The organism is Photorhabdus sp. S10-54, assembly GCF_963878145.1.
Lineage (GTDB): Bacteria > Pseudomonadota > Gammaproteobacteria > Enterobacterales > Enterobacteriaceae > Photorhabdus > Photorhabdus kayaii.
The window spans coordinates 1-4,919 of the sequence record NZ_CAWNXG010000090.1; the positions used below are offsets into that span (position 1 = coordinate 1).

Consider the following 4,919-nt stretch of genomic DNA (forward strand, 5'->3'; position numbering starts at 1 on the left):
GCCCCACCGCAGGACTCCATCACTACGGTTGCAGCCTTGCAGGAACCGAGAAAATTCATAAGCTGAGTGCGGGAAAACTTCTTACGCAGCAGGGCGTTACCCTGCCTGTCCTGACAGTGGACATGGAAGGAATGTTTACCGAGATCGATACCAATAAGCGTAACGTTTTGCATGATGGTTCCCTCTAAAATAAAATACCCTGCTAGCGTACCTCTCACAGGGTGGGAGTGACCATCTTGTATCTTTAATCTGGTTTATTATGGTTAAGTGAGATTGGCAACAATCATGCAGTCAGATAACCATCAAGGGATTAAGCCCGTTAATGAGCTTTCGACGCGTGATTGTTACTTTTCTTCGAAAAACCCGAACAGTTGCTTGAAACAAAATTCGTATTTGCAAGAATGGGAGCCGAAGAACCATGACTGAAACTATTTGTGTCGGTATTGATGTTGTCAAAGCTTCACTTGAAATTGCACTTGGTGCTCAGGGAACCGTAATGACATACCCAAATACCCCTGAAGGCCACGATGAACTCACGGTGACACTCGCTAATTATACAATTGATTTAGTTGTATTAGAAGCAACAGGGGGTTATGAGGTACCCGTCGCCTGTGTTTTGCAGACTCTGGGGCTGGCTGTTGCCATCGTTAATCCCCGACAAGCCCGTGACTTTGCTAAGGCAATGGGTAATTTAGCCAAAACCGATAAAATAGATGCTCAGGTGTTGGCACAGTTGGCTCTGGTTTTATCCCAACGAACAGACCGGGATAAAATAGCCAGGGTATTACCATCTACTCAGCAACAGGTGCTGCAAGCCATAATCGCGCATCTCCGCCAATTGGTTACACTTTCTATCTCAGAACGCCAAAGGTTGGGAAGTTGCCATCCAGAAATTCGAGAAAGTATCACTTTAATGATCAGCTTTATACAGGAACAACTTAAAGTCATTGAAGCTGCATTATCTAAACATATCAAAACGTTTCATCGTGCCAAACTCGATTTATTATCCACAGTAAAAGGCGTTGACCCTGCCACGGTAGCCACCCTGATTGCTGACGTGCCAGAGCTGGGTAAGTTAACACGCCGGGAAATTAGCGCCTTGATTGGTGTTGCACCGTTCAATCGAGATTCTGGGTTCTTCCGTGGGAAACGAACGATATTTGGAGGAAGAGCAATGGTGCGGCGAATGCTGTATATGGCTACGTTAACGGCAATTAGATTTAATCCCGTGCTTTGTGCTTTCTACAAGAGGCTGATAGTTGCAGGCAAACCCAATAAAGTTGCCATCGTTGCTTGTATGCGTAAATTATTGGTCATCCTCAATGCAATGGTAAAAACAAATAAACCGTGGGACGAATCACTCCACACGGTTTAAAGTTTAAAGTGAAAGACAGTTGCTCATTAACCGAGCTGACTGCGGTGCTTTGAATGTTCTATTTGAGAAATATTTTTGAGCTGATCCACGACCGTTTCTATCAGAAATCGCCTTCTTAACATCAGCTTATCCCAGAGAGATAACGCTTTTGCTTTCATGTTACTACGGACATGAGTGATTAACGTTATTCCTTCTGCTTCCAGTTCATCGCACAGGGCCTGTGACAAATACCCTTTATCGCCACAAACACCCTGTTAACCCTTGTACCAACGCTTTGACTGGATGACGATCATCTTGATTTCCTGAGGTCAACTTAACCGCTAAAAGTTCACCACAATCGTTGATAACCAGATGAAGTTTAAAACCTTAAAACCAGCCTGTACTCGTTTTCCCTCGCTGGGCAACGCCCTCAAATACGCGATGACGGGGAATACGGAGGTTGTGACAAACGGCAATTTTGGTTGAATCAATAAAAGCGATCCCCAGGGTTTCAGCCTTGCATGACGAAAGAAAAGCGCAGAGAGGAATGAGCGCCCTTTGCTTCAAGGTTAACATACGGGTGTAGCTGACCAATCCAGGAAAATCGGCCTGAAGATAGTGTTTAACATGCTGAATATAAAACGTTTTAAAATCACGATAATGGCTCATGTGGAATAAAATGAGTATCGTCATCACTTCACTGAGAGAAAGGGAAGCGTCGCGGCGACGTTTGAGCAAGCCATTTCCAATTAACTGTTGATGCCAGAGAGGAATAAATTGTTGGCAAAAGTCATCGACGCCGCAGTAAAGTTCTTCTAAATTAGACATGCCTGAGGATCTCCACGATTTTGTTTTCTTTGACAAAAACTTTGATCGTGCCTCAGGCACTTAGTTCCCTTCTTAAGCAAACCTCAGGTTAATAGTGTATTTGTACTGAGGTTTTTAACACCGGGCAGATAGCGGGTAAAAAATGTTGTCAGATTTTTGGCGAAATCAGTTGGTTTCATCATAGCCCCCTGTTTCTGGAATAATGTTCCCCAAAACCCTTTCCACCTGTTCCGTGATATTGGGAAACAAATCCGCCGTCAGATGAAGATAGTAAGCCGTATCCCCTAACGAGACATGTCCCAAATATGTTTGCAACACAGGAAGGAGCGCCCGCAAATCTGTTCCCTCCAGTACCCAGCGACGAAGACAATGAACGGCGAAAGTGTGTCTGAAGTCATGTACTCTTGGTCCTTTCCCTCGCCCGCCATGAGAAATTCCTGCTTTCCAGAGAAATTTCCGCAGATTTTTCTCCACATTGCCTATTGTCATCGGCTTTAAATCCCGCCCCGGAAAGAAGCAATCTTTCGGGCTGGATAACAGGTGAGTGTTTTGCCTGTATGCTTTCAGCTGCGTCAGCATGTCGGGTGATACCGGGAGTTGATGGTGTCTGTCCAGTTTGGCGTTCATCACGGTAATGACACCTTCACTTAAATCGACGTCCTCAACTTTTAGCAGTCGTGCGTCTGTCACTCGTAATCCACAACTGTAAAGCAGTCGGAAAAAGACTGGCATTACAAGATGACGATGGGGAACGCTCGAGCAATAATGGCAACGGTCAGTTTGAATGAAAATCCGCTTCAGCTCATCATTTGAGTAGATATGCGGCATATACCGGGGGATCCGTGGCATCATGCCCTTTGGCAGGCAGAATGCGTTGTATCCCAGTCTCATCATGTATTTTGCTAGTTCTTTGACTGGGGTAATACGTCCCTGTAAAGTAGCTGGGTGTTCTCCGGGACGTTTTATAGCCCACGCCAACATAAGTTCACGGGTTATCGTGACCTCACCAGGATGGCACTCTCTGCAAAAGGTATCAAAGCGTCGGAGAATGCCTGGCTCGGAATCGTATTTGTACCCTAAAACCCGCTTCTGTTGGATCAATCCAGTAATGTGTGGGGCGAAAGCAGATAAATAGTCCATCATTTCACCTCCGGGCTGAGTGCGCATTCGCAAAGCAGCTTCAGACTGCTTTTCAGGTAGACCGATGTGGATTGAGTACTCTGATGACCAAGGATATCAGCGATTTCCTCAATCGGTGTCTGTTGTTCCATCAACATGGTAGCCAACGTATGACGAAGGGAGTGCATCCCCACTTTTTTCTTTTCAGACACCGGCAGCTTTGCCACGCGCATGTACTTCACGATCATCTGGTACAGATGATCTTCATCAGAAAAAGGGGCTATGGGCGCAAGATGTCGTAAAAATACATAAGGAGAATCGCTGACAGGACGTCCGTTCTGAAGATAATCAATGATGGCCCAGCCGACATCTTTTAAAAGTGGCAGGCGTACTGGCTTTTGAGTTTTGGATTGTGAGAATTCCAGATAGTTTTCAGCCCAGTTAAAATTTGAAAATGTCAGACGTTTTGCATCAATACAACGCAGGCCCAAGCGCGTAATCAGCAGAATGATGGTATAATCCCGTTTGCCGGACGGATTCCCGCGATCAATCGCTGCCAGCAACCTGAGAAAATCGTCTTTCTTCCAGACGGAGGGGATTTTTGTTTGCTGACGAGTCTGCATACAGGGAAGCGAATCAGAGAAATCTGCGGCAAGTCCCTTTTCGTTGTAAAGAAACCGGAGAAAACACCGGAGTCCACAGAGAACAAACTCTACCATCTTGTGGCTATAGCCCATCAGTGTTCTGACAAAATCAGGAAGATCCTCTGCCTTCAGCGCCTCAACGCTCAGGTTGTGTGATTCCATAAAACTGGCAAAGTTTTCGGCGGTTCTGCAATAACCTTTAGTTGTGGAAGCCGCATAACCACAATTTTTACAGTGTTGCTGGAACTGGCTTAACAGGATGATATTTTCAGGGACATTTATTCTAGAAAGGCTACGATGATACCGACGCAGCACCGCTCTGTGTTGCTGGAAATTGCCCATCATTCGTACAATCCGGAGCAGATAGATATTACTTTGTGTCAGTAATCCAGCCTTTTCTTTAGCAAAAAAGTCGCATTTTTCATCCACATATTGCATTGCGATACGCTCGGAAAAAAATTCTCGTGATGCTCATCAAAATACGTGGCGATCCTTTTCCAGTGTTCACAATAATAATTCAGAGTAGTTTCCTTATATCCCATGCGAATAAGTTCCTGCTCAAGCAGGCTGATAAGTACTCTGATCGGTAATTTTTTCATGTTCAAATCTCCAGATAAAAGGTGAGGTTGGGGACTTCCCCATAACCATCCTGGTCAGATTTGAATATGTCTCAATTTATTATGCTTACTCTTTGTGGCGTATGGCCTGATCCCATACGCCCAATTTAGCATCACTGCGCATTTATCTTCACTGTGCATTAGGTGCGTTATGTAAAGCTTTACATAACGCACCTTGGGGGCATCCGCGCACGTTCTCGGATACTTGTTTGCCCTTGATAACGGGTGCTGTTATTAAGACCTCAATCAGTCTGAGAAAACGGCGATCTGATATCTTCTTCCGCAGTAAACTCATCAGCTCAATATGGGGTATTGTGTTGAAATACTTTCGGATGTCGATTTCCACAACCGTGCCAT

General features: G+C 45.1%; 4 protein-coding genes and 3 pseudogenes. 1 reads left to right on the top strand and 6 read right to left on the bottom strand.

What is annotated here, in order from left to right; all coding sequences use genetic code 11:
• Positions 1 to 173 (bottom strand): annotated as a pseudogene (locus AACQ83_RS23230) (IS110 family transposase); the annotation flags it as partial.
• 245 nt (positions 174 to 418) lie between these two features.
• Between AACQ83_RS23230 and AACQ83_RS23235 the strand changes: the two are divergent.
• Complete coding sequence (locus AACQ83_RS23235) at positions 419 to 1,375, top strand: IS110 family transposase (RefSeq protein ID WP_112879780.1); 957 nt, start codon at positions 419 to 421, stop codon at positions 1,373 to 1,375.
• A gap of 29 nt (positions 1,376 to 1,404) precedes the next feature.
• Here AACQ83_RS23235 and AACQ83_RS24835 read toward each other — a convergent pair.
• The 5 genes and pseudogenes from AACQ83_RS24835 to AACQ83_RS23270 form a co-directional block, all read right to left on the bottom strand.
• Positions 1,405 to 2,182: pseudogene (locus AACQ83_RS24835) on the bottom strand (IS982 family transposase); the annotation flags it as partial.
• Between the two features lie 165 nt (positions 2,183 to 2,347).
• Complete coding sequence (locus AACQ83_RS23255; RefSeq protein WP_112879781.1) at positions 2,348 to 3,349, bottom strand: tyrosine-type recombinase/integrase; 1,002 nt, start codon at positions 3,347 to 3,349, stop codon at positions 2,348 to 2,350.
• Entirely contained in the window at positions 3,322 to 4,260 is a 939-nt protein-coding gene (locus tag AACQ83_RS23260) for a site-specific integrase (protein WP_205068674.1), read from the bottom strand. The genes AACQ83_RS23255 and AACQ83_RS23260 overlap by 28 nt, the downstream gene beginning before the upstream one ends.
• A gap of 65 nt (positions 4,261 to 4,325) precedes the next feature.
• Complete coding sequence (locus AACQ83_RS23265; protein WP_112879783.1) at positions 4,326 to 4,544, bottom strand: hypothetical protein; 219 nt, start codon at positions 4,542 to 4,544, stop codon at positions 4,326 to 4,328.
• A gap of 184 nt (positions 4,545 to 4,728) precedes the next feature.
• Positions 4,729 to 4,919 (bottom strand): annotated as a pseudogene (locus AACQ83_RS23270) (group II intron reverse transcriptase/maturase); the annotation flags it as partial.